20 protein-coding genes are annotated in these 25,259 nt (G+C 32.6%); 15 read left to right on the plus strand and 5 right to left on the minus strand.

Going from position 1 to position 25,259, the window contains the following annotated elements; translation table 11 throughout:
* Positions 1 to 32 precede the first annotated feature (32 nt).
* The 3 genes from B0A78_RS11030 to B0A78_RS11040 form a co-directional block, all read right to left on the minus strand.
* On the minus strand, positions 33 to 1,319 hold the full coding sequence (locus B0A78_RS11030; RefSeq protein WP_097609675.1) for a dihydrolipoamide acetyltransferase family protein: 1,287 nt from the start codon (positions 1,317 to 1,319) through the stop codon (positions 33 to 35).
* 83 nt (positions 1,320 to 1,402) lie between these two features.
* Positions 1,403 to 2,578, minus strand: coding sequence for a glycosyltransferase family 2 protein (locus B0A78_RS11035; protein WP_014166485.1), 1,176 nt, complete (start codon positions 2,576 to 2,578; stop codon positions 1,403 to 1,405).
* A gap of 54 nt (positions 2,579 to 2,632) precedes the next feature.
* Entirely contained in the window at positions 2,633 to 3,037 is a 405-nt protein-coding gene (locus tag B0A78_RS11040; RefSeq protein WP_014166486.1) for a hypothetical protein, read from the minus strand.
* Between the two features lie 335 nt (positions 3,038 to 3,372).
* Between B0A78_RS11040 and B0A78_RS11045 the strand changes: the two genes are divergently transcribed.
* Both B0A78_RS11045 and B0A78_RS11050 read left to right on the plus strand, forming a co-directional pair.
* A complete protein-coding gene (locus B0A78_RS11045) occupies positions 3,373 to 5,244 on the plus strand; it encodes an ABC-F family ATP-binding cassette domain-containing protein (protein WP_065213936.1) in 1,872 nt (623 codons plus the stop codon).
* 85 nt (positions 5,245 to 5,329) lie between these two features.
* Positions 5,330 to 6,121, plus strand: coding sequence for an O-methyltransferase (locus B0A78_RS11050; protein ID WP_014166488.1), 792 nt, complete (start codon positions 5,330 to 5,332; stop codon positions 6,119 to 6,121).
* A 29-nt stretch (positions 6,122 to 6,150) separates the two neighbouring features.
* Here the strand turns inward: B0A78_RS11050 and B0A78_RS11055 are convergent, their stop codons facing one another.
* Complete coding sequence (locus B0A78_RS11055; RefSeq protein ID WP_065213234.1) at positions 6,151 to 7,839, minus strand: DUF6029 family protein; 1,689 nt, start codon at positions 7,837 to 7,839, stop codon at positions 6,151 to 6,153.
* A 4-nt stretch (positions 7,840 to 7,843) separates the two neighbouring features.
* The gene (locus B0A78_RS11060; protein WP_065213233.1) at positions 7,844 to 8,326 is read right to left on the minus strand and encodes a TlpA family protein disulfide reductase; all 483 of its coding nucleotides are present in this window, start codon (positions 8,324 to 8,326) and stop codon (positions 7,844 to 7,846) included.
* A gap of 92 nt (positions 8,327 to 8,418) precedes the next feature.
* Between B0A78_RS11060 and B0A78_RS11065 the strand changes: the two genes are divergently transcribed.
* From B0A78_RS11065 to B0A78_RS11125, 13 genes are all read left to right on the plus strand, one after another.
* Complete coding sequence (locus tag B0A78_RS11065; RefSeq protein ID WP_065213232.1) at positions 8,419 to 9,246, plus strand: Omp28-related outer membrane protein; 828 nt, start codon at positions 8,419 to 8,421, stop codon at positions 9,244 to 9,246.
* 112 nt (positions 9,247 to 9,358) lie between these two features.
* Positions 9,359 to 10,048, plus strand: a complete 690-nt coding sequence (locus B0A78_RS11070; RefSeq protein ID WP_014166492.1) for an ABC transporter ATP-binding protein — start codon at positions 9,359 to 9,361, stop codon at positions 10,046 to 10,048.
* 68 nt (positions 10,049 to 10,116) lie between these two features.
* A complete protein-coding gene (locus B0A78_RS11075) occupies positions 10,117 to 13,044 on the plus strand; it encodes a M16 family metallopeptidase (RefSeq protein ID WP_097609676.1) in 2,928 nt (975 codons plus the stop codon).
* Positions 13,045 to 13,343: 299 nt separating this feature from the next.
* On the plus strand, positions 13,344 to 13,913 hold the full coding sequence (locus B0A78_RS11080; protein ID WP_014166494.1) for a cob(I)yrinic acid a,c-diamide adenosyltransferase: 570 nt from the start codon (positions 13,344 to 13,346) through the stop codon (positions 13,911 to 13,913).
* Between the two features lie 255 nt (positions 13,914 to 14,168).
* Positions 14,169 to 14,390 (plus strand): DUF2795 domain-containing protein, encoded by a 222-nt coding sequence (locus B0A78_RS11085; protein WP_014166495.1) that lies wholly within the window; start codon positions 14,169 to 14,171, stop codon positions 14,388 to 14,390.
* Between the two features lie 74 nt (positions 14,391 to 14,464).
* A complete protein-coding gene (gene secA / locus B0A78_RS11090) occupies positions 14,465 to 17,827 on the plus strand; it encodes a preprotein translocase subunit SecA (protein ID WP_014166496.1) in 3,363 nt (1,120 codons plus the stop codon).
* 132 nt (positions 17,828 to 17,959) lie between these two features.
* Entirely contained in the window at positions 17,960 to 18,592 is a 633-nt protein-coding gene (locus B0A78_RS11095; protein ID WP_097609677.1) for a class I SAM-dependent methyltransferase, read from the plus strand.
* Positions 18,593 to 18,680: 88 nt separating this feature from the next.
* Positions 18,681 to 19,082 (plus strand): hypothetical protein, encoded by a 402-nt coding sequence (locus B0A78_RS11100; protein WP_014166498.1) that lies wholly within the window; start codon positions 18,681 to 18,683, stop codon positions 19,080 to 19,082.
* A gap of 22 nt (positions 19,083 to 19,104) precedes the next feature.
* A complete protein-coding gene (locus B0A78_RS11105) occupies positions 19,105 to 19,635 on the plus strand; it encodes a DinB family protein (RefSeq protein ID WP_097609678.1) in 531 nt (176 codons plus the stop codon).
* A gap of 493 nt (positions 19,636 to 20,128) precedes the next feature.
* Positions 20,129 to 21,193 (plus strand): hypothetical protein, encoded by a 1,065-nt coding sequence (locus tag B0A78_RS11110; protein ID WP_097609679.1) that lies wholly within the window; start codon positions 20,129 to 20,131, stop codon positions 21,191 to 21,193.
* Positions 21,194 to 21,400: 207 nt separating this feature from the next.
* Positions 21,401 to 22,228, plus strand: coding sequence for a hypothetical protein (locus tag B0A78_RS11115; RefSeq protein WP_077225707.1), 828 nt, complete (start codon positions 21,401 to 21,403; stop codon positions 22,226 to 22,228).
* 33 nt (positions 22,229 to 22,261) lie between these two features.
* Positions 22,262 to 22,738 carry a DUF4280 domain-containing protein gene (locus B0A78_RS11120; protein WP_014166502.1) on the plus strand — a complete coding sequence of 159 codons (477 nt, stop codon included), beginning with the start codon at positions 22,262 to 22,264 and terminating at the stop codon, positions 22,736 to 22,738.
* A gap of 2 nt (positions 22,739 to 22,740) precedes the next feature.
* On the plus strand, positions 22,741 to 25,259 hold a 2,519-nt coding region (locus B0A78_RS11125; protein WP_097609680.1), incomplete at its 3' end, for a hypothetical protein.

The following is a 25,259-nucleotide window of genomic DNA, read 5'->3' on the forward strand; positions in this document are numbered from 1 at the left end:
ATTTGGATTTTTTGTTTTTTTATGTAGACAAGTTATATTTCTCTATTAATATCCCAAGCTTCTAGAATATCAGCCACTCGTTTTACAAAGGTCCCTCCTAGAGCTCCATCTACCACTCTATGGTCGTAGGAATGCGAAAGGAACATTTTTTGTCTGATACCAATAAAATCTCCTTCTGGTGTTTCAATAACCGCAGGTACTTTACGAATAGCTCCTAGAGCTAAAATACCTACTTGTGGTTGATTAATAATAGGGGTTCCAAATACCGATCCAAAAGACCCTACATTAGTAACTGTATAAGTTCCTCCTTGCGTATCATCTGGTTTTAACTTACCTGCTTTTGCTCGGTTCCCTAAATCATTAACAGCTTTAGCCATTCCCACTAGATTTAGCTGATCGGCATTTTTAATTACTGGTACGATTAGATTTCCATTAGGCAATGCAGCAGCCATACCTAAGTTAATATTTTTCTTTTTAATAATACAATCACCATCTACTGAAATATTCATTCCAGGGAAATCTCGTAATGCTTTAGCAACAGCCTCCATAAATATTGGCGTAAAAGTTAATTTTTCCCCTTCTCGCTTTTCAAAAGTATTTTTAACTTTATCTCTCCATTTTACTATGTTTGTTACGTCTACTTCTATAAATGATTGTACGTGAGCAGAAGTTTGCACTGATTCCACCATATACTTAGAAATCAGTTTACGCATTCTATCCATTTCTACAATCTCATCTTCTCCATTTACCGAAACAGGAACTGATGTTGTAACAACTGGCGTAGTTTTTATTGTTTGAGCAATAGAAGTCTCTACTGACTGTATTCCTCTATTTTTAATATAATTTAAAATATCTTCTTTATTAACTCTTCCGTCTTTGCCTGTACCTTGTATAGACTCTAGTTCTACTAATGAAATTCCTTCTTCTTTAGCTATGTTTTTTACTAATGGAGAAAAGAATTTTTCTGAAGTAGAAAAATCTACTGAAGCCACTATTTCTTTAGCAACCTCAACGGTTTTTACAACCTCTGCAACATGAGTTGATTCTACTTTTGGAGTTGATTCTATAACTGCCCCTCCTTCTGTTTCTATAATAGCAATGGTTTGACCTACCTGAACCACATCGTCCTTGTGAAATAAAATTTCAACTAATGTTCCTGCTACTTCACTAGGCACTTCACTATCTACTTTATCGGTAGCAATTTCTAGCACTGCCTCATCCATTTCAATGCGGTCACCCACATTTTTTAACCAGTTGGTTACCGTTGCCTCAGCAACACTTTCACCCATTTTGGGTAGTTTTAATTCAAACCTTGCCATATTTTTAAACTAAAGTTGTGTTTTCTTATCTAGATTGCAAAATTAACAATTATTTTGATTAATAATTTCATTAAATACAATTTTCACTTCAATAAAAGGACTTCTCCTTTATCATAACTACTGTTACTTCCTAGTATAAAATCCGAATTCATTGGAAGAATCTTAAAACTAAAACCACTATTCTTATTTTTTTCTAAAAATGTAATGATTTCTTTAAAAGAAAAACTATTATTATCTAAAACAATTTCTACTCTGTTTTTAGTTAGATAGCTACGCGAAAATAACGGATTTTCGTTAATATCATTCTGCTGAGTACATTTTTTTTCAAAAGTATTAGAAAAATTTTTATATAATTCTTTACTTCGAGTATATAAAATATATTCGTCTATAATGGAAGAAATTTGTTTTTGTTGCTTACTTTTAAATAATGCAAATGCAATCGTTCCTCCTTTCATTAAAATTTTAAACAAAAAAGCTCTCCCAAAATGTTTATTATAGAAAAACTGCATGGCATCGCTAAAATGTTTGATATACTTTTCATCTCTCAAAGTACTTTCTCCTTTGTAATGTATAACTGTTGTTTCGTGATAATAATAATTTTGAAAACCTTCTTTTTGTATTAGATAACTCAAATCTATATCATCTGAATACATAAAACACCCTTCGTCAAAACCACCCACTTTTAGATATACATCTCGTTTGATGATCATAAAGGCACCAACTAACACATCTACTTCTCCTGATTGATTTTCATTCAAATGCTGTGCATAGTATTGATTAAACCATTTTATATTTGGAAATATCTTATATAATCCTAAAATTTTAGTGCAAGCAACCCAAGGAGTAGGCAATCCTCTTTTACATTCTGGTAAAAAATTCCCTGTCCCGTCTATTAGCTTACAGCCTATGATTCCAAGCTTCTCAATTCCTAAAGAAGAAGCTTGAACAACTTTATCAAAAATTTTCTTAAAAGTATCTTCCGCAACAACAGTATCTGGATTTAGTATACAAATGTATTCCCCAATAGCTTCTGCTACGCCTATATTATTTCCTTTTGGGAAACCTAAATTCTTCTTGTTTTCTATAAGTTTAACCTTGGGGAAACGTTGTTTCATCATTGTACAACTATTGTCTTTCGAAAAATTATCGACTACAATAATTTCCCCATCAATGCCTTCGAGTGCTTTTTGTACACTTAAAAGACATTGTTCTAAAAAATAACAAACGTTATAATTTAAGATGATTACGGAGAGTTGCATAATGCAAATATGCAATTTTATATCATATTAAAAAAGCCGATTAAATCGGCTTTTTTAGTTTATTACAAATTCGGTCTTTTTATCATTTTCCGTTAAAGTTCCTTTACCTCCCGTTTCTTTTGTTATCCAAGAAATATTTTTGCCATTTGAATAAGCTGGATTTCCTTTTTCTTCTTGTATTTCCCCTAATCGTTCATACGCATCTCCTTCTTTTAACTGAATATCTACGAAATTTTTTCCGTCTTTACTTTCTGAAACAAAAACAACTTTTAGGTTTCTTTTTCCATCAGCACTCACATAACTTACAGTATCTGTGTTTTCCATCATTTCTATTTCATCGTTATTGTACTGATCTATTTTTTCTTGAGTAACTGCATTTTCTTGTCCTTTTGATTCCGATTCTTTTTTACAACTAACAAAAACGGATATCAACACTGCACTTAGAATTATTTTTTTCATACTTGCTATTATTTAGATTTTAAAATTTGATTTTTTAAATTTTTATTAAAATGATATTATTTTTTAAGACGCCGTTTTGACTTTTAATCCTTATCGAATTCAAAGCTTATCAAACGTCTTCTACACATCATTCCTTATATAATTACAGACTTGCAGAATCTAGACTATAGAGGTCATTGAGTAAATAATGCTCCTTGTATTCTTTCTTGTTCTTAGTTTTTTGTGAACAACTTTTATAAAAGTTGTTCACAAAAAATATAATACGCTAATATACAAATTTTATCCGATTCTTTTTTACACTATTTTATTTAACATTACTTTTGCAAAAAAAAGTTGTGAATTACCTTTCAGTCGAAAATATATCAAAATCTTACGGCGAACGTGTTTTGTTTGAAGGTTTGTCATTTGGGATTAATAAAGACCAAAAAATTGCTTTTGTAGCTAAAAATGGAGCAGGAAAAACCTCTATACTCCGCATTATAACAGGAGAAGACACCCCAGATAGTGGTCAAATTATAATGCGAAAAGAAATCCGAATGGCGTTCTTATCACAAGAGCCTAATTTGCAAAGCGAATTAACTATTGAGGAAAGTATTTTTGCCAGCGATAACGAAATCCTAAAAGTCATTGAACAATACGAAAAAGCATTACAAAACCCAGAAGACGAAGAAGCTTATCAGAAAGCATTTGACAATATGGATCGTCATAATGCTTGGGATTTTGAAACCCAATACAAACAAATTCTTTTCCGATTAAAATTAGAAGATTTAAAACTAAAGGTAAAAAATTTATCTGGGGGACAGAAAAAGCGTTTGGCTCTAGCCATCATTTTGATTAACAAACCTGATTTATTAATCTTAGATGAGCCTACCAATCACTTAGACTTGGAGATGATTGAATGGCTAGAAAATTATTTTGCCAAAGAAAATATTACTTTATTCATGGTTACACACGACCGTTTTTTCTTAGAGCGTGTATGTAATGAGATTATTGAATTAGAAAACGGCAAAATTTATCAATACAAAGGCAATTATTCATATTACTTACAAAAGAAAGAAGAGCGAATTGCTTCTGAAAGCGCAAGTGTTGACAAAGCAAAAAATCTTTTCGTAAAAGAATTAGAATGGATGCGTCGCCAACCCAAAGCACGAACGACCAAATCAAAATCACGTCAAGACGACTTTTATGTAATAAAAGAAAAAGCCATGAGTCGTCGTAAGGAAAATGTGGTCGAGTTAGAAATCAATATGGAACGGATGGGAAGCAAAATTATCGAGCTTCACAAGGTTTTTAAAAAATTTAACGATCGTGTTATTTTAAACGGATTTGATTATACTTTCAACAAAGGCGAACGCATTGGTATTATTGGAAAAAATGGCACAGGAAAATCTACTTTCTTGAATATTTTAACTCAAACCATACAGCCTGATAACGGCAAAGTAGTTATAGGAGAAACTATTAAAGTAGGTTATTATACCCAAGCAGGTATCAACCCAAAACCGGAACAAAAAGTTATAGATATCATAAAAGAATATGGAGAATACATTCCGTTAACAAAAGGTAGAACTATTTCAGCAGGAGGTTTACTCGAACGTTTTTTATTTGATCGAAAAAAACAACACGATTATGTTGAAAAATTAAGTGGTGGAGAACTAAAACGCCTATATTTATGTACTGTTTTAATCCAAAATCCTAATTTCTTAATACTGGATGAACCTACAAATGATTTAGACATTGTTACTCTGAATGTACTGGAAAACTTTTTATTAGATTACCCAGGTTGTCTTTTAGTAGTCAGCCACGACCGTTATTTTATGGATAAGATTGTAGACCATTTATTTGTATTTAGAGGACAAGGTATCATTGAAGATTTCCCTGGTAATTACTCTGATTTTAGAGTGTATGAAGATTCAAGTATCCCAACCCCCAAAGGAGGAACTGATGAAACTCAAACAGTAAAATCTAATTGGAAACAAAATCAAAAACCCTCATCTGGTCTAAGTTTTCAAGAACAGAAAGAATTTCAAAAAATTGAGCGTGAAATCAAAGATTTAGAAGCAAAGAAAAAAGAAATTGAAGATTTATTTTCAAACGGAAGTGTTGCAGACGACCAAATTGAAACTAAAGCTAATGAACTTCAAAAAATCATTCAGAAATTAGAAGCAAATGAAGAACGTTGGTTTGAACTTTCTGCGAAAATGGAATAAAAGTTTCGCAAAGTAACATAAAGTATTCACAAAGTCTCACAAAGTTTTTATTTTATATTTTCTTTGTGTTTCTTTGTGCCAAACTTTGAGAAACGCTGTGTTACAACTCTTAAAATCATACTTTCCCTTTTTAAAAAACTCCACCAACCAACACGGAGTCCACTCCCCTTTTGTGTTTCGTTTAGTAACCAAATGTTTTTACGATAAAACCCGCTATCCGGAATACAAGATTTTAAACGAATATCGCAATACTCTTTTACAAAACCACGAAATCCTTGAAGTAATTGATTTTGGTGCAGGTTCGCGTGTATTTAAATCGAACACACGAAAAATATCTGCCATTGCTAAAAACGCTGGTATTTCTAAAAAAAGAGCCGAATTATTGTTCAGAATTGTTCGCTACTTCCAACCCGAATCTATCTTGGAAATTGGTACTTCCTTAGGATTAGCGACTTCTGCATTAGCATTGGGCAATCCAAAAGCTAAGATTACTTCTTTAGAAGGATGTTCAGTTACTAGTCAAAAGTCAAAAGTCGAATGTCAAAAGTTTGGATTTGACAATATTGAGTTTATAAATACGGAATTCTCTGAATATCTGAAGACTTTCGGCTTTCGACTTTCGACTTTCAACATAGTTTACTTCGACGGTAACCATTCTAAAAAAGCTACTTTAGAATATTTCGAATTATTACTTCCTACCATCACGAATGAATCGGTTTGGATTTTTGATGATATTCATTGGTCAAAAGACATGGAAGAAGCTTGGACGGTAATTAAAAACCATCCTAAAGTAACGGTAACTATAGATACTTTTCAGTGGGGATTTGTTTTCTTTAGAAGAGAACAAGAAAAAGAGCATTTTATCATACGGATATGACCAATGCTCTTTCTTTTCCTTTACTTTTTTTAAAAAGCGGTATTTATATTTAATGACAGTCCACTACTTTCTGGAACTATTCTACACACTCCTCCTACACACATCAACCCTCCTCTTTGTCTTCCATAAGCTAATTGGATACGCGTTGATTTTTTTCTAAACACACCGCCAAAGTTATAATAATGTTGGCGTTTTTCTACTTCTTCATTACCATAATTATAAAGGTCTGTAACATAGAGAGAAACTTTTTGATTGAAATTAAATTCAAGAGTTCCTCCAGACCAATTTTTCTTATCAGAGTCTGCCCAAAGATGTTCTCCTAAAACTCTTAATGAACGATTTGTATTTTTAAACTTGTATGTTCCTTCTAATCCAATACAATTTGTTTTAACCAGTCCATACGTTTCCTCAACTTGTTTTTTATTGTAATACTGATTAACATATATGAAATTCATAAAAAGGTTTTCGTTGATTTTTTTATCAATTTCAATATTGTAATCTGAAAAATATTTTTGACCAAAACTCAAAAAATCTGTTTGATAGTTTCTTGGCGAATCAAATGAAAATTTCCCTCCTAATCCAAACCAATTTGAGGTGTTAAATGCTATTTTCGCACCATATTTTCCTCCCAACATAGTTCCTTTTTTAACATTATAAAAAACATCTATCTGCCCTCCTATTTCTCCTGCTTTTAAGATAGTTTCATCAGGCATTGAAACGTTAGGTTGTGCTTGATAAACATAAATATTAGCCAAACTACTATGATGTTGCTTTGTTAAACTTGGAACAAAATTCACTATTTTGTCATTATAAAAATTCCCTTTGGCTTTTCTTTCTGAATAGAAACTCATATTTTCTAATCTTCTAAAAGTTGCATCAATACCAAATCCTTTTTTTGAAAATCCTGTATTTATCAAAAGTGCAGAACCTGATTTAATAAAATCGTTTTCAATTTGATCAAATTCTACCACAGCATCAGGTGATTTATAATCATATTCTGTGGAAATATAAAATGCCCCTTTAGAAAAATTTAATCTCCCTGAATAAGCATTTGTTAGACTTAAAAATTTAGGACGTAAAACATCTGTCAATTCATTTCTACCTACATAACTAAACCCTATTTCAAGAGTAAAAGAGTCTTTTTTTAATAAATTAGTAATATCAATATCTGTATTAAAACCATAAATATCAGAGTTTGCTACTTCAAAACCTGTACGTTGTTTACCATACAACGCAGTTAGGGAAATAAAATCAAATGGTTTATAAGTTATTCTTCCTCCTCTTAAAGCATTATTAATACCTAACGCTCTGTCTTCCCATGTTCGTAAGATCAAACCACTTCCAAATTGTTGATAAAAATAACCTGCGGTTATGTCTAGTTTATTCGATTTATAATTTAAATAATAGGTTCCTATATTTGTCTTTTTATATTCAGGATTAAAATTCAATAAGGCATTATCTACATAGGATTCTGTTTGAACACCTATTGTAAAACGTTTGTAGTTATAATTAAGTCCTAAGTAATTATTTGAACGTACTGGATCATCTGGCTGGTTAATTTTCAATCCTTTATCATTGAGATACCATTGTCCATTTGATTCAAAAAAACCAAATATTTTTCCATAGTCCTTTTTAGGAGTCTCTTCCTTCTGAATTTCTTGAGAAAATAATATTGTTGAAATAAATAAACAAAAAAATGAAATTATTCTTTTATACATGAGTTTACAACGTCTTTAATTTGTTATATAATTCTTGTTCACTTCCTGGTGTGTATCCGTTTTGAGTGTAAACAATTTTTCCATTTTTAACAACCATAGTAAAAGGAGGATTAACAACTCCCATAGCTCTTTTAAAATCTTGATTGGTATCTAATAAAACATTATACCCCCATTCTTTACCTTTTACCAAAGGTTTTACTCTTTTTTGAGTTCTTGAATCGTCAATTGAAACAGCTATAATTTCAAAATTTAAATTTTGCTTCCATTCTTCTTGAATTTCATTCATTTCTTCTAATTCTTTAATACAAGGGCCACACCATGTTGCCCAAAAGGTAAAAACATAGAGTTTATCCTTTTCTACAAAGTCATTTTTAACGGATACTTCCTTGTTTTCTAGATCTTTTAATATAATATCAGGCATTTTTTGTTGAGCAACAGCAGTACTCATAATAAGAACAAAAAACAGATTCTTCAGAGTTTTAAACATACGATAAGATTTTTTTTACTTTTTTTTTTGCTAAAGTATTTTTTTTTATCATCTTCGCAAACATTTATTTGAATTAACTTAAAAATAATATTATGAAATTTTCTAAAATATTATCATTTCTTAGTGTTTTTTTACTATTATCTTGTAGTAAAGAAAACGAAACGAAAGAGCCTTTGCCTGAAGCAACTGTTGATAATCAAGTCCCTTCTGCTTCTACAAAATTTACAAAAAATGTCCTTATTGAAGATTATACAGGAGCTTGGTGCGGATGGTGTCCTAGAGTAAGTTATAGTATTACAAAAGTGAAAGAAAGTACAACCAAAGTTGTAAGCGTAGCAATACATAGAGGATCAAGCGGAGGTGGATTTGATCCTTATAACTACCCAGGAACTTTACCTGCGGTAATTAAGAGCTTCCCAACAGGTATACTTAATAGAAAAATTGAATGGAAAACACCTCAAAACAGCAACATCAAACAAGCAGTCGACCTAACTAAAGATCATGCCGATCTAGGAATTGCAATGAGTTCTACTGTTGACTCTGGAAATATAACCTTAGACATAAAAGTTAGATCTATTAAAGATTATAACGACCTTAAATTTGTTGTTTATGTTGTGGAAGATGGTTTAATTTTTAACCAATCTAATTACACTAGTTACTACGGAGGCGGCTCTGTAATAAAAGATTTTGTTCATAATGATGTTTTAAGAGAATGTTTAACAAACATATACGGAGATGCACTAGGAGAAATTAAGGCTAATGCTTCACTCGTTAAAAAATTAAACATCCCTGTCCCAAAAAATGTAAAAAATATAAACAAAATGAAATTTGTCGCAATGATTTTAGATACTAATGGCGAATCATTAAACGTTAGAGAGGTTTCTCCTAATGTTAATCAAACTTTTGAAGTTGCGCAATAATCCTATAAATAGAGTTTTAGAGAGGCTTAAGTGAATAAAACTTAAGCCTTTTTTACATATTAAGTGTAACAGAATTTTATATTCAAACACTAATATAAAAAGTATTCATAACATGGATAAGTCATTAATCAAAATATCAAACATTAAACGGGATTTTCAATTAGGTAGTGAAATCATCCACGTTTTAAAAGGTATTGATTTACAAATCAACAAAGGCGAATATGTTGCCTTAATGGGCCCTTCTGGTTCTGGAAAATCAACTCTAATGAATCTTCTTGGTTGTTTAGACACCCCTACCTCGGGTCAGTACATTTTAAATGGAAAAGATGTTTCCAAGATGAAAGATGATGAATTAGCCGAAATCAGAAACAAAGAAATTGGCTTTGTCTTTCAAACTTTTAATTTGCTACCTAGAACAACTGCACTTGACAACGTTGCACTACCTATGATTTACGCAGGGTACTCTAAATCTGATAGAACTCAAAGAGCCAAAGAAGTCCTTAATCAAGTAGGATTAGGCGATCGTATGGACCATCAACCCAATCAACTCTCTGGAGGACAACGCCAGCGGGTGGCAGTAGCAAGAGCATTAGTAAATAACCCTTCTATTATCTTAGCTGATGAGCCTACTGGAAACTTAGATAGTAAAACTTCAATAGAAATCATGAAACTGTTTAATGAAATTCATTCTAACGGGAATACCGTCATTCTCGTCACTCATGAAGAAGATATTGCCCAATACGCTCATAGAATTATCCGATTAAAAGATGGAATAATCGAAAGTGATAATAGGAATAAATAGTAAGCCTTCGTTATCCTTTCTTTAATCATATCAACTTTTTTTGACTTTTAAATTAATTAAAACTAACAATGCTAAGTAATCTTAAATTTATTTTAACAGCTGTTCTTTTTTCAACAGTTGCTTCTGCTCAAAACCAACATCAGTGGAAAGAAGCCTCTGGTAATGGATACCCTTACAAATATGTAACCAACGATCCTACAAAAGCTCGTTTTTATACTTTAAAAAACGGCTTAACAGTAATACTAAGTCCAACAAACAAGGACCCTCGAATCCAAGCCTATGTAGCTGTTAAAGCAGGTAGCAAAACCGACCCCGCAACTAATACGGGTCTAGCTCACTATTTAGAACACATGCTCTTTAAAGGAACAGACAAATACGGTTCTTTAGATTGGGCAAAAGAACAAGTAGAATTGAACAAAATAGATGTCCTTTACGAGCAATACAACAAAACAAAAGACGAAGCACAACGCAAAGCGATTTACAAAAAAATCGACTCCGTTTCTGGGGTAGCTAGTAAATATGCCATTGCTAATGAGTACGACAAAATGATGTCTGCTATGGGAGCACAAGGCACCAATGCGTTTACCTCTTTTGAACAAACGGTGTATACAGATGATGTACCTAGCAGTTCTATTGATAAATATTTAGCCGTACAGGCTGAACGTTTCCGCAATCCCGTTTTACGTATTTTTCATACCGAATTAGAAGCGGTTTACGAAGAAAAAAACCGTACGTTGGACAACGATGGTCGTAAAGTATTTGAAACTTTATTTTCTAATTTATTTCAAAAACACAATTATGGGCAACAAACTACCATCGGTACGGTAGAACACCTAAAAAATCCATCGTTAGTAGAAATTCGTAATTATTTCAATAAATTTTACGTCCCTAACAACATGGGAATCATCCTTTCTGGGGATTTTAATCCAGATATGATGATTGCTAAGATTGACAAAGCTTTTGGATATATGCAAAACAAACCCGTAGCTAAATATACTTTCCAACCTGAAAGCCCTATCTCAGCTCCTATCGTTAAAGAAATTGTAGGTCCAGATGCAGAAAGCTTAACCCTTGGCTATCGCTTACCAGGCAATAAAGACAAAGATGCGTTATTAGCTGACCTAGTAGGTCAGATCTTAACCAATGGCAAAGCGGGGTTATTAGACTTAAATTTGGTTAAAAAACAACGTTTGTTAAGAGCTAGTGCCTTCACGTATTCGTTAATTGATTATGGAATTTTGTATTTCTCTGCTTCACCTACTAATGGACAATCCTTAGAAGAAGTAAAAACTTTGGTGTTAGCTGAAATTGAAAACTTGAAAAAAGGTAATTTTGATGACAACTTGATTCCATCTATCATCAATAACATCAAAAAATCAAAAATTTACGAAACTGAAAAATACGGGGAAAGAGCCAGTACTTTGATGGATGCTTTTACTTCTGAATTAGACTGGAGAGACCAAGTAGCCTATGTAAATGATTTGTCAAAAATCAAAAAAGAAGATATCGTTGCTTTTGCTAATAAATATTTAGGTGAAAACTATGTGGCTATTTTAAAACGCAAAGGAGAAGCACCTGCAAGCAACAAAATCGAAAAACCTTCTATTACACCCGTTGAAACCAATGCAGACAAACAATCGGATTTTGTTAAAATGATTAACACTATGCCTAGTGTACCCGCACAACCCGTATTTTTAGATTTTGATAAAGACATTCAAAAAGCTAAAATTAACAACGCAGAAGTTTTGTACGTAGCCAATACAGACAATGATATTTTTCGCTTAAAATACCGTTACAAAATAGGTTCTTTGAATGATTTAAAACAATCTATTGCCTCGCAATACATTCAATTCTTAGGAACGGATAAAATGACGGCTGAGCAAATTTCGAAAGAATTTTACAAAATTGCTTGTAGTTTTAATATAAGCACAGGAGAAGAATATACCACTGTAACTATTGAAGGATTACACGAAAATTTTGAAAAAGCGGTAAAACTATACGAAGAAGTAATCAACAACTTAAAAACGAACGAAGAAGCATTAAAAGCATTAAAAGCTCGTATTGCAAAAGCCCGTAAGGATGCAAAAGCTAACAAAGGTGCTATCCTACAAGGCTTAACAAATTATGCTCAATTTGGTTCTAAAAACAAATTCAACCATACGCTTTCTGATAAAGATTTAGAAACTATTACAGCTCAAGAACTATTAGATCGTATTAATAATTTAAACAACTATGAGCAAACGATCATTTATTATGGTCCACAACCATTACCTTCTGTTGTCAATCAATTAAAGGCTATGCACAAAGTACCAACTACGTTTGCAACAGCACCTGCTATAAAAGAGTTCAAACAAGTGGTACAAACAGCTAACCAAGTTTTATTTACCGATTATGACATGGTACAAGCAGAAACCCGTTGGATTAGAAACACTGAGATGTATGACGCTAACAAAACGCCAATCGTAAATGTATTCAATAGCTATTTTGGAGGCGGTATGGGGTCAATCGTTTTCCAAACCATTCGTGAAAGTAAAGCTTTAGCCTATAGTACTTACGGGTATTATGTAGCGCCACAAAAGAAAGACCAACAATACTATATGATGAGTTATGTGGGGAGTCAAGCCGATAAATTCAATGAAGCAACAACGGCTATGAATGAGTTATTGACTAAAATGCCTGAATTACCCGTAAATTTAGATTTAGCCAAAACAGGCGTTAAAAAAGACATTCAAACCGAGCGCATCACGCAAGACAATATTATTTTTACGTATTTAGCCAACAAGCAATTGGGCGAAACAACCGATGCTAGAAAGAAAATCTACACTGCCGTGGATGCTATTACTATGCAAGATGTGAAGAATTTCCACAGCACCCATTTAGCAGGTAAACCTTATACTTATGCTATTGTAGCTTCAGAGAAAAAAGTCTCTTTAGAAGATATGAAAAAGTTAGGTGAGGTGAAAAAGATTTCGTTAGAAGAACTTTTTGGATACTAAAAACTTCAAAAAAAATATTTTTAAAAAGACCATTTCGAAAGAGTGGTCTTTTTTATTTTTAATAGAATTGAAATAAAGAAACGCATGACGTTCGCAAAAAATAAACTTTATTTTTAAAAATGGAAACCAAAAACAAAACCTTTCAAGTTATTTTAATTTCATTTTTATATTTTTGAATTTATAAAATTTAACCGCAAAGTTCACAAAGAATTTCACGAAGCTCGCAAAGAACACTTAGTAAAACTTTATGAAACCTAGTACAACAAAACTTTTAAACTGATAACCCTCTAACCTCAAAAATGAAAGTATACACAAAAACCGGCGATAAAGGCACCACGGCTCTCTTTGGAGGAACGCGAGTTCCCAAACACCACATCCGCATTGAAAGCTACGGCACTGTTGACGAATTAAATTCCTACATTGGACTCATTCGCGACCAAGCAATGAATCCGTTGTACAAAGCCGTGCTCATTGAAGTACAAGACCGGTTGTTTACCCTTGGCGCAATTTTAGCCACACCTCCTGAAAAAGAAGTACTAAAAAATGGTCAAAAGCGTTTACAAAATTTAGGCTTGACCGAAACAGATATTGAATACCTCGAAAATGAGATTGACACAATGGAAACTGATTTGCCACCTATGACACATTTTGTCCTACCCGGCGGACACACTACGGTGTCATATTGTCATATTGCACGCTGTGTTTGCCGTCGTGCCGAGCGTTTAGCCACCCATTTGCACGAGGAAGAACCCACCGACGAACTCGTTTTAAAGTATTTGAACCGACTTTCTGACTATCTTTTTGTGTTGGCACGAAAGTTGTCATTAGACTTGCACGCTGACGAGGTGCCTTGGATCCCGAGAAAATAACTTTTGATTGTTCATTGCTAATATTGAATTGCAAAAGTTTTCCCAAACTAATTTACAGGCTCTAAACATCCTTTTAAAGCGATTGCAGATTGATTCTCAAAAGACCGTCAGTATTTGTATTTTCTTCAAAAATCGAATACCTACAAATCCAAGATCATCAATCTATATGTTCTTAAAATCAACTGAAAATAAATCAAAAAAACTTGATTTTTTGAGTAGAAAAATTATATTTGCAGAAATTAAAATTTTACAGAGATGTATTGGACTTTAGAATTAGCATCATATTTAAGCGATGCTCCATGGCCTGCTACTAAAGACGAATTAATCGACTACGCTATTAGAACTGGTGCTCCATTAGAAGTGGTAGAAAACCTACAATCAATAGAAGACGAAGGCGAGATTTATGAATCAATGGAAGAAATTTGGCCAGATTATCCATCAGACGAAGATTATCTTTGGAATGAGGATGAGTATTAAGCATAAACCTACTAAAAAAGTCTCTTAAGAGGCTTTTTTTTTGGTATTTTTACAGACATTTTAAAACAAAACGTATGAGTTTCATTAACAACATATTAAAAGTTTTTGTGGGCGATAAGTCACAGAAAGACATCAAAGCCATTCAGCCCATAATTAATAAAATTAGATCTTTTGAGGAACCATTAAGTTCATTAACAAATGATGAATTGCGCGCTAAAACTTTTGAATTTAAAGAAAAAATCAAACAAGCTCGTGCTGAAAAAGACACTAAAATTATTCAATTAAAGTCCGAAGTAGAAAACATTCAAGATATAGATGCTAGAGAAGATGTTTATACTGAAATTGATAAATTAGAAAAAGAAGCTTATGAACTTTCTGAAAAGGTGTTAAACGACATCTTAGCAGAAGCCTTTGCTGTTGTAAGAGAAACTGCGCGTCGTTTTAAAGAAAACACTCAAATTCGTGTAAAAGCAACTCCAAAAGACCACGAATTATCTGCTAATAAGACCTATGTTACTATTGAGGGAGATGATGCTCTGTGGGCTAACTCTTGGGAAGCAGCAGGTAAAACCGTTACTTGGGACATGATTCACTACGATGTACAGATGATTGGTGGTGTGGTGTTACATCAAGGAAAGATTGCCGAAATGCAAACAGGTGAAGGTAAAACGTTAGTAGCAACACTTCCATTATACTTAAATGCTTTAACAGGAAATGGTGTTCACCTCGTAACTGTTAACGATTATTTAGCAAAACGGGATAGTACCTGGAAAGCACCCTTATTTGAATTCCATGGATTAACCGTAGATTGTATTGATAATCACCAACCCAATACCGAAGCGCGTCGTAAAGCTTATGAAGCAGATATTACGTATGGTACCAATAACGAATTTGGTTTTGATTACTTACGTGATAACATGGCACATACGCCCGATGATTTAGTACAACGCAAACATAATTTTGCTATTGTAGATGAGGTAGACTCCGTTCTGATAGACGATGCTCGTACTCCTCTAATCATTTCTGGTCAAGTGGTAGATGGAGACCGCCACGAATTTAACGAGTTAAAACCTTTTATTGACAATCTAGTTGCCATCCAACGTCAACTAGCAAACGGATTTTTAGCTGAGGCAAAACGTCTTTTCAAAGAAGGCAATACTAAAGAAGCGGGATTAAACTTATTAAGAGCACATCGTGCCTTGCCTAAAAACAAAGCCTTAATTAAATTCTTATCAGAAGAAGGAACCAAACAATTACTTCAAAAAACAGAAAATGAATACATGGCGGATAACAACCGTAAAATGCCTCAAGTAGATGAAGCATTATACTTTGTTATCGAAGAAAAAAACAACCAAGTTGAACTAACCGAAGGAGGTATTAAAGAATTATCCAAAAATACCGATGATACTTTCTTTGTATTACCGGATATAGGAACCGAAATTGCAATTATAGAAAAAGCCAATCTTTCTAAAGAAGAAGAAGCAGAAAAAAAAGAAGCTTTATTTGCTGATTTTTCAGTAAAAAGTGAACGCATCCATACCTTAACCCAATTATTAAAAGCATATACTTTATTCGAAAAAGATACAGAATATGTGATCATGGATGGTGAAATTTTAATTGTAGACGAACAAACAGGTCGTATTATGGACGGTCGTCGTTATTCAGATGGATTACATCAAGCCATTGAAGCAAAAGAAAACGTTCGTATTAAAGAAGCTACACAAACCTACGCTACCGTTACCCTACAAAACTACTTCCGTATGTATAATAAATTAGGAGGTATGACGGGTACGGCAGTTACAGAAGCAGGCGAATTTTGGGAAATTTACAAATTAGACGTAGTTGAAATTCCTACCAATAGACCCATTGCTCGTCAAGACAAAGAGGATTTAATTTATCGTTCTGTTCGCGAAAAGTTTAATGCCGTGGCAAATGATGTACAAGAATTAGTAGCCCAAGGTCGTCCTGTACTAATTGGTACTACTTCTGTTGAAATATCTGAATTATTAAGCCGTATGCTTAAAATGAAAGGTATTCAGCACAATGTATTAAATGCTAAAATGCACAAACAAGAAGCACAAATTGTAGCAGAAGCAGGTAAACCAGGCGTAGTAACCATTGCTACCAACATGGCAGGTCGTGGTACTGATATTAAACTAAGTGATGAAGTAAAAGCAGCAGGTGGTTTAGCGATTATTGGTACTGAACGTCATGACTCACGTCGTGTAGACCGTCAGTTACGCGGTCGTGCAGGTCGTCAGGGAGATGTAGGTAGTTCTCAATTCTACGTATCTTTAGAAGACAACTTAATGCGTTTATTCGGTTCTGATCGTGTAGCAAAAATCATGGACCGAATGGGCTTAAAAGAAGGTGAAGTCATTCAACATTCAATGATGACCAAATCTATAGAAAGAGCACAGAAAAAAGTAGAAGAAAACAACTTTGGGGTTCGTAAACGTTTGTTAGAATATGACGATGTTATGAATGCACAACGCGAGGTAGTGTACAAACGTCGTCGTCACGCCTTACATGGAGAGCGTTTGAAACTGGATATTGCCAACATGATTTACGATGTGTGTGATTCTATTGTCGAAAAAAATAAGTTAACAAAAGATTTCAAAAATTTTGAATTTGAACTTATTCGCTATTTATCTATCCCCTCTCCCATTACAGAGGCCGAATTTATAAGCTCAAATGAAACAAAAATAACAGGCATCATTTACAAAACAGCTAGCGAATATTATCAAAACAAAAACAATCGCGATGCAAACGAAGCTTTTCCTATCATAAGAAATGTATTCGAAGATCCTGAAAACCATTTTGAACGTATTGTAGTTCCTTTTACAGATGGAATAAAAGGAATGAACGTTGTAACAGATTTAATTAAAGCGTACGAAACACAAGGAAAACAACTAATTGCTGATTTCGAAAAAAGCATTACGTTAGCTATTGTAGACGAAGCTTGGAAAAAACACCTACGTAGAATGGATGAATTAAAACAATCCGTTCAATTAGCTGTTCACGAACAAAAAGATCCTTTATTGATTTACAAATTTGAATCTTTTAACTTATTTAAAAGTATGTTAGAAGGAATCAACAAAGAGGTTATTTCATTCTTATTTAAAGCAGATTTGCCAAAACAAAATACACAAATCCAAGAAGCTGTAGAAGAATTACACCAAGATCATTATATAGAAAGCAAAGAAGAAGTATTAAATATGGAAGAGCAGGCTGAGCGCCATCGCGAAATAATACAAAACGCAAATGCTCCTCAACAAAATACAGTTACTGAAACTATTGTTCGTGATCAACCCAAAATCAACCGTAACGATGAAGTGACCATCAAACACATCATGAGTGGTCAAACAGAAACCATGAAGTATAAAAAAGCTGAATTATTATTAGCTTCTGGTGAATGGGTTTTGGTTCAAAAATAAACACACCCTCTGATATCAGAACAAATACCTATACAAACTTCCCTAATTACTTTTGTAATTAGGGATTTTTTATATTTGATTTTGTTTTTTCAGAACAGCAAGCAATACTCATTTTTTTTAAACCAATAAATAATGCATCCTAATTGTCCCCTTTGCAAACAAACGAGTTTTTTATTCAACAACTACCAATCAAGACTCTATTACGAATGTACAAATTGCAAAGGAATTTTTTTAGATCCTTCTCAGTATATGAGTTCTGAAAATGAAGAAAAACATTATCGTTTCCATAATAATGATGTAGAAGACAAAGGTTACCTTCATTTTGTTTCCCCCATAACTTCTGCTGTTTTAAAAGACTTTACAAAAGAAGATTCGGGACTGGATTTTGGGGCTGGAACCAACTCTGCAATATCTAAAGTATTAAAAGATAATCAATATCAAATCCTACAATACGATCCTTATTTTCATAATACGACAGATTTACTAAACAAACGATATCATTATATAGCTTCTTGTGAAGTGATTGAACATTTTCACCATCCTAATAAAGAATTTGAACTACTACATCATCTTTTAATTCCAAAAGGAAAACTATATTGTATGACTCATTTATACGATCCTTCTATAGAGTTCAACAAATGGTATTATAAAAATGACCACACTCATGTTTTTATGTATCAAAAAGAAACAATTCGTTGGATTGCAGAATCCTTTGGCTTTTCGGATTTCGATATTATAAACCGATTAATTATCTTTACTAAATAATTTTTATTTCTTTTTAACAAAGAGGCCTACTATTGTAGAGGCTTGTTAAAAAAAATCTATATCTCCAGAATTTTCAAAATATCAAATCATGATACCATACAATGAAACTTATACTCTTTTTTTTAACTTGGTAAAAGAAAGCATTGCGAACAAAACCTTTGCCAAACTTACTTTAGCTAAAACGATTGGAAAACCCGAACTACAAAACATATACGTTAAAGTTACTTTGGTTGAAAACCAATTAAAACTATTGATTACGCACAAAATATACAAAGAAGGTCTTCAAGAAATTGAAAAAATAGTTGACCTAACGGAACTAGAAAACGAGACGATTCCTTATATACAACACCCTTTTATGTCTGTTTTATTATTTACAAGCGAAGCTGACATAACCCTTAAAATCAACAAAAAAAGAATGGCTTCCATCATTGAGCAACCGCCTACTTTTAGGAATGCAGATCCTCTTTTTTTAACCTTATCATTTAAATAATCTTTAAAACTAAAATCATATTATGAACAATCCGTTTATTTACGAAAACGCACCTGCTTATTTTCATTCTTTTTTTGATCTTATAGAATCCGATCATTTAGTGGAAGAATTAGAGAAAAGCAAAAATTTCACCCTTGCCTTAATAGATAGCATAACTCCTGAAATAGAAAATTTTGCTTATGCTCCAGATAAATGGACTACAAAGGAAGTTCTTATTCATATCATAGATACTGAAAGAATACTTACTTATAGAGCATTGCGCTTTTCCCGATTTGATGCTACAGAACTAACAGGCTTTGATCAAAACAAATACATCCAAAATCTCAAATCAGTAAATTATAAAGTAAGTGATTTACGAGAAGACTATATAAACGTAAGAAATGCTACCATTAGTCTCTATAAAAGTATGACAGAAGAAATGTTAGATTTCAAAGGAGTCACAAACCCAATTATCTTGACTGCTCGATCACTAGGTTTTATGGTCGTTGGACATAATATACACCACGCACAAGTAATTCAAAAAAAATACAGCACCGTTTCTTCTAATCTATAAAAAAAGGAGAGTCTAATGGTCATAAAAAAATAAATCTTACTTAGGTTCCTATTAAGCATTAGATTTTATAATAAGAGTAAAAGAATACTGATTTATTGTAGATTGAAAATCATTTTTATCTATAATACATTTTCTAGAGGCTGTCCGAAAAGGTCCCAATCTTGTCATTTCAATCAAGATGGCTCGAACCAAATGAATAGACGAAGCAAATCACATAACGCTAATAATCTGCCTTCTCTTATTATGGAAGTGACAGACTAAACGTTCCGTCTTACCTTTTCAGACACCCTCTTATTTTTAAGCTCTTAATAATTTCCCACAAATAAACTATCTATTTTTAGCCCACCAATAGCATGTAAAAATTTGTTCTATTTTATAGTTTAAATACATTATTTTATAAAAATATCAAATTTAAAAAACCTATTAACTGTAAAATATATTTTTTGTTATATTTTTACATCACGTGTCTTGATATTCATAAAATACAATTGCTATGCAAAATACGATTCCTTTAGACAATAACACGCTCCAAATGAATTTAGGAGGGATAAAACCTAGAAAGTATATAATATCTCTAAAATATTTTGATGAGGAAAACACTTTTCCTAGCAAACAGATGGATTATGCTGCTGAAATTATCATTACTCGTAATCACACAGACTTTTGGTTATTAGATCTATACAAAAAAAACATTTGGTTTAACCAGCATGAGCCTGATTTCATCAATGAAATGATAGCCGATGAGCTATGCAACACCATTTATCCTCTTCAGGTAAGAATGGATGAAACGGGGTCTTGTTTGGGAATTAGTAATTTTAATCAGATTGTAAACGGCCGATGGCATAGAAATAAAGCAAAGGCTACTCAAAAATATACGTCTAAAATTATGCAATCTTTTTACGAGGTTTTTGAAAAAAATCTTGAAAATAGAAGAGTTTTTGAAAAAAGTATGACAAATGATTGGCTCTGGAGTCTGTTATTTCATCCTAAATACATTGATTACGGAAAAGAGCATACAGTACAAACCTTTTTGTTTCTTCCTGTTGTTCCTTACGAACATCCTATACAGTTCAGCGGAAAACAAAGAATACATACTGAAATTACGGATTATCATGGTGTAGAAATTCATTTTGAATCAGACGAGATGCCAGCACACCCCTACTTTATTTCCTCCTTTAAGAAAAAAGCATCTATTTTAGAAAATAAAGTTTATATGAGGCTTAATGTATATTTTCATTTAGATGTATACCATCTTTTTACGGTACATACAAGAGCTTATTTTGAAATTTATTCAAAAAATGCTGACGGAATAGAAACACACATACAGCGGATTCAATTTACGCAGTATCAACAAGAAACTCAAAATAATAAAAAAACGCCCCTATCCTTCAAAAGTCCTTTTTTAGTAGATGAAAACGAAGGAGAAGACACCGAAATTTATAAGACTTATCAAGGAAAAAATTATACTCGTCAAGAATGGATCCTTTTTGAAGAAGAACAATACAGAATATACAAAGAGAAAAAAAATAAAAAAAGATTTTGGGATTTTTGGAAATAATTTTCCCTTAAACCCAAATTACTCGTTAGAAATTTGTTACAGATATAAAAAATGACTTTGAATCTAAGAAAATACTCCTTTTTGTTTTCCTCAATATAGTAAAACTATAGTTGTGGTAAAAAATTTCAGTGCCTTTTTACCTTCTTTGCTCTTTTTATCTTCATCACAAAGCCTAGCGCATAATCTGGTTAAATTAAAACATACGCAATGAATACTATTCAGATATTAAAAAATATGTCCGTCTTTTTGAACTATGATTACGATATATGTATCAAAAAATCGTCTTATCCTGACGAATATCAAATACGTCATATTCAAGAATTTACTCGATTTACTTATAATCCTATTCAGAACGTACTATCGTTTAGAGATGAAAGGGAGAATGAATGGATCTATACAGGCAATATGTCTGTAAAATATTTTTATAAAGAATATGATTTTGAATTATCTATTCTTTCAGGAAGTACTCTTTATGGGAATAACAAAACAATCAAGCATACTCAAACTGCGGAGGAAATTTTTCATCTAGCGTTTTTTTATTTTACTAAATTTATAAGAACCACGGTTGATATACCTATTATTTTTCCAAAAATGATTTATCAAGGACCTCCTATTGATCTATTTAGTCCGATATGTGAATACCGTTATCAAAACCCTATACTGGTTTTGTATACTGAGGCAAGTCTAAATTTTTTAGGATATTGTGTAAAAATCATTAATAAAGATAACTTGGTTTCTTTTTCAGAAAGTTATAGTAATGGATACGCTGTAAGTTTTGTAGATGAAAAAAGAAACAAATGGATGTATACGGATCGTGACAAACTAAACTTTGCCATAATAAAAGAAGAGGGCTATGACTTAGGAAGTTATGAAAGAGGCTGTAAATATTATGATGAAAAAAATGATACTTACACCCTTTTTACCAATACTAAAGAGGAAGTTTATCAAAAAGCTTTTTTATATTTTTCTTCTTTTATAAAACATAAAAAACATAGAAAATACCGATTAAAAGCATTTGAATTATCAAATAATTGATTATTTTTAACAAACAAACTAACTAACTAAACCATGGCACTACAAGAAATGTTAGTACAAGGAGCCTTGTGCAAATGCAATTTTGGTACAACTCCTGATACTCTAAAAGTTTTGACTCAAAACAAATACTATCTTAACGATCATGAAGGCAAAAGCAAGTTAGCAGCCACTCATAAAGACATAGGCGCTACTTTTGAAAAAAACACCTTTGGCTCTTGCAAAAAAACAAACAACAACCCTTGTAACGCAAGTGTTACTGAATGGCATCATTATTATAAAAAAGTAACCTACGGTTCCTCTAAAGGCCATCCTCTTACAAAAGAAAGCAAAGCCACCTGCCCTATTGGAGGAAAAGACTGCATAACTATTCTTAAAAGCGGACAAACTGCCGAACCCACAAAACAAAATTTAAAAAATGCAGATCCTGAATTACTAGCTCATATACTACCGGTAATCAACATGAGCAACTTCGAGAAAAAAGAGCCTTACAACCACATGATAATAGAATAATTATGGCTAAAATCATTCGTTGTAAATTTGATCGAGATGAAATAGTAATTTACAGACGCAAAAAAGAGCCTATAGATGCTCACACCCTAAAAAAGATAGAAGAAGATCGAAAAAAAATTAAAAAAAACGATGTCATCATTATTGACACAGCTTTTACCAACAACGCTCAATTTTATTTAGATGCCTCGTGCTTTGAAGACCACAAAATGGCTTCTAATATCAAGTGGGCTGTTGTGTTTCAATCTGCTTTTTTAGATGCCTGTAAAAAAGGACAAGACATTCCGCCTAAATTATGGGCTTTAAACGAAGGCGATTCCCTTATAAAATACAAAGGAATGAACAAATCCTATAAAAAAGGAGACCGCCTAACCGTTAAATTATTAGGCAATAGCAAATCTATGTACTACTATGGACACATACAAAAAGTTATTGTTTTTACAGACCAACCCGAAGAAGGATTTACATTTTTTATAATTCCCGTATCAAGCCCACAAATAAATTTTGCGTATTTTGAAAACAGCGAAAAAAACTGGCAATATGGGCAATCCGCCAACCTATCTGTACACTACCATAACTTATGCTCCGAAAAAAACACCCCCCTCTACTCACAAGTATTTATAGTAGAAAACACCCCCAGCAACCAAAACCTAACCGCCCAAGAAGGAGAACCCCTTGATTTATCAACCATACAACAAGCAAGCGTTTGGTCAAGTGGTGAAAATCCTATGCCTGAAATAGATAAAAAAGAAAACGGCGTAAACTCTTTTGGAAAATACACCATATTACTAGATTACGAAAACTGGAGAAAAGGCGATTTGAAAGAAAAACAATTTTCTATAATAGCCCTTGTCTACAAAAAAGACTACAGCTTTATAGGAAAACCCCTTTATATCATTCAAAAATTTAGAAACTTTTTATCAGACCCTACACATAACCTCTATCAATACGATTCTACAACCCTATTAATTAAAGATGTAGATAATACCGAAAACTCTATTTCAAGCAGAATCCGAGTACAAAAAGACTTTATGAGCGAAATTTTAGCCCGACAAGAAGTCCAAAAAAGCAATATGATTCAATACATTGGAGATATTGAATACAATAGAAGAGAATACGATCCTTGCGGATATTCTAAAATTACTATAAAAGACGATGATGATCCAGAAAAACAAGCACTTGTTCTTTTTGATGAAGAAGACACAACTAACCCGATAGACCGAACGACAAAAGTTTTTGGAATTATAACAGGAGACGAAAGAAAAAACATTTCTATTACCATAGATCAACTTACAACAAAGGAGGTATTTTGTCAAGGATTACTTTTAGAATCAGGACAAAAACACAATGAGTCCAAAAATGTTTTTCAGGTAGACAAAGTATATACGGCTCAAAAATCAAAAGATAAAAACAAGAAATCAATATACCCTGAAAAAAAAGACGACACTCATTTAGAACAACTCAAAAAGGCAAAGACTCCTATTACCCAACAAAATAAAAAAGATTATGACGTAATAAGAACTGACAATAGTTATAATCCATCGGAGACTCAAGGTTGGCAAGAAGGAATAGATTATAAATTTGAAGGAAATGATAAGATACTTATCATGCCTAAGTATATGTATAATAAAACAGCCTTAGAAAGTAAACAAAACCATTTAAATCCGTTAGAAAAAGAAGCACTGAATACACTATGGTTATTTAATTATTTTATCCTAAAAGAGGATTTGGCGCAAACCTATTTTCTTCCCATTTCAACCTGTCGTTATCCTAATCAGATTGCAAAAATAAAAGTGTATCCGGATGTAAGTTGGAAATTTCATCTTAATTATGGAATGAAAAACCCTATTTATTATAGAGATACTTGGGTACAAATGAGACAACATAGAGTAGAAAATGCGGTGCTCAAAGCACAAGCCTCAGATATAGATGGTTTTGATGGAACAGTAGAAACCACATTCGGTTTGTCTATTGAAGCTAAATGGAATGGTTCAGAAGAAGCAAAATTAGACCAAAAATTTTCAGAAAAAGTAAAACTTTTTATAGGTTCTTTTATCAAAACAAAACAGTTTGTAGATAGCGTTACAGGTAGAAATAAAGACTTGTCTACTTCAGGAATGAACCCAAGTATAATGGAGAGAGTTCGCAGAACTCCACTTACTATTGAAGTTTTATCACCACAAATTTCCATCGGTGCAGGATGGGAATACAAGTTTGAAAGAAAAGAAAAAGGAGAAGATTCTCTATTAGCTCCAATCCTAGGATTAGTTGCAAAAGCGGAACCAGCAATAGGCGCTGAAGCTGTTATTGATTTGATAGCTTGGGGTAAAAAACTACATCCAGCATCAGAAGCCGTGATTACAGCTCTAGATTTATTAGCATATACCTCAAATGCAGAAGTACGTTTTGACTTAAAATTTTATGGTAAATTAAATATTGAAGGAAATATAGAACTAAGTCATTTAAAAAAAGATGGAAATTTAAAAGCCGAAGGACAATTTGGTTTTGAATTAATATTACAAGC

Source organism: Flavobacterium columnare NBRC 100251 = ATCC 23463, assembly GCF_002530675.1.
Classification (GTDB): domain Bacteria; phylum Bacteroidota; class Bacteroidia; order Flavobacteriales; family Flavobacteriaceae; genus Flavobacterium; species Flavobacterium columnare.

Coding starts and splice junctions, on each gene's coding strand:
- B0A78_RS11030 (WP_097609675.1), bottom strand. CDS start 1,319: ATGGCAAGGTTTGAATTAAAACTACCCAAAATGGGTGAAAGTGTTGCT.
- B0A78_RS11035 (WP_014166485.1), bottom strand. CDS start 2,578: ATGCAACTCTCCGTAATCATCTTAAATTATAACGTTTGTTATTTTTTA.
- B0A78_RS11040 (WP_014166486.1), bottom strand. CDS start 3,037: ATGAAAAAAATAATTCTAAGTGCAGTGTTGATATCCGTTTTTGTTAGT.
- B0A78_RS11055 (WP_065213234.1), bottom strand. CDS start 7,839: ATGTATAAAAGAATAATTTCATTTTTTTGTTTATTTATTTCAACAATA.
- B0A78_RS11060 (WP_065213233.1), bottom strand. CDS start 8,326: ATGTTTAAAACTCTGAAGAATCTGTTTTTTGTTCTTATTATGAGTACT.
- B0A78_RS11065 (WP_065213232.1), top strand. CDS start 8,419: ATGAAATTTTCTAAAATATTATCATTTCTTAGTGTTTTTTTACTATTA.
- B0A78_RS11070 (WP_014166492.1), top strand. CDS start 9,359: ATGGATAAGTCATTAATCAAAATATCAAACATTAAACGGGATTTTCAA.
- B0A78_RS11075 (WP_097609676.1), top strand. CDS start 10,117: ATGCTAAGTAATCTTAAATTTATTTTAACAGCTGTTCTTTTTTCAACA.
- B0A78_RS11080 (WP_014166494.1), top strand. CDS start 13,344: ATGAAAGTATACACAAAAACCGGCGATAAAGGCACCACGGCTCTCTTT.
- B0A78_RS11085 (WP_014166495.1), top strand. CDS start 14,169: ATGTATTGGACTTTAGAATTAGCATCATATTTAAGCGATGCTCCATGG.
- secA (WP_014166496.1), top strand. CDS start 14,465: ATGAGTTTCATTAACAACATATTAAAAGTTTTTGTGGGCGATAAGTCA.
- B0A78_RS11095 (WP_097609677.1), top strand. CDS start 17,960: ATGCATCCTAATTGTCCCCTTTGCAAACAAACGAGTTTTTTATTCAAC.
- B0A78_RS11100 (WP_014166498.1), top strand. CDS start 18,681: ATGATACCATACAATGAAACTTATACTCTTTTTTTTAACTTGGTAAAA.
- B0A78_RS11105 (WP_097609678.1), top strand. CDS start 19,105: ATGAACAATCCGTTTATTTACGAAAACGCACCTGCTTATTTTCATTCT.
- B0A78_RS11110 (WP_097609679.1), top strand. CDS start 20,129: ATGCAAAATACGATTCCTTTAGACAATAACACGCTCCAAATGAATTTA.
- B0A78_RS11115 (WP_077225707.1), top strand. CDS start 21,401: ATGAATACTATTCAGATATTAAAAAATATGTCCGTCTTTTTGAACTAT.
- B0A78_RS11120 (WP_014166502.1), top strand. CDS start 22,262: ATGGCACTACAAGAAATGTTAGTACAAGGAGCCTTGTGCAAATGCAAT.